The sequence below is a fragment of the Streptomyces calidiresistens genome, assembly GCF_014141525.1.
GTDB classification, from domain to species: domain Bacteria; phylum Actinomycetota; class Actinomycetes; order Streptomycetales; family Streptomycetaceae; genus Streptomyces; species Streptomyces calidiresistens.
Genome location: NZ_VKHS01001446.1, coordinates 1 through 664 on the forward strand (window position 1 = coordinate 1; position 664 = coordinate 664).

The 664-nt window shown below is 73.2% G+C and carries 1 protein-coding gene; it reads right to left on the bottom strand.

Annotated elements, in window-relative coordinates; genetic code table 11:
• Nucleotides 1-664 (bottom strand): sigma-70 family RNA polymerase sigma factor (locus tag FOE67_RS30570; protein ID WP_182667557.1); only part of this gene is annotated, 664 nt, incomplete at both ends.

Genomic DNA, 664 nt, shown 5'->3' on the forward strand with positions numbered 1-664 from the left:
GAACGGCTCTGCGCGCCTCCCGCGCCCGTCGCCCCGGTGGTTCGACCCCGGGGGCCGTGACCGGGAGGGCCGGGGGTTTTCCCGCCCGTTCTGCGGAGTGCCTTCTCCCCGGACGCGCCGGAAAGAGCGGGCGGGGACGCCCCGCTCTTTTTCCCCGCCGCTTTCCCGGGCCGGGGGGAGGGTTTTCCCGATGTCCTTTCGGCGGGAGCCTTCGCGGTATTCGGGGCCGGATGACGGGGGCCTTTCCCGGGGTGGATCACCGGCGGCGGGGGAGCGGGGTGGCGAAGTGTGCTCTTCTGCCCGGCGCGCGCCACGGGAAACGCCTCGTTTCCCGCCTTTTCCGCCCGGCCGGACGGGACGGTCGTCACCCGGTGCCCGGGGCGTGGCGTCGATTCCCCGGAATCGCCGCTCTCCACCGTCTCCCGGATCCGGACCAGGGCCTGGCGCAGCAGGCGGGAGACGTGCATCTGGGAGATGCCCAGCTGTTCGCCGATCCGGCTCTGCGACATGTCCCCGAAGAAACGCAGATAGAGAATGGTGCGTTCGCGCTCCGACAGCCCGGCCACCGCCCCGCGGACCGCTTCGCGGTCCACGACGTGGTCGAAGCCGGGGTCTGGCTCCCCCAGGGCGCCGAGCAGGGTGGGCCCCTCCTCCTCCCCGCCAC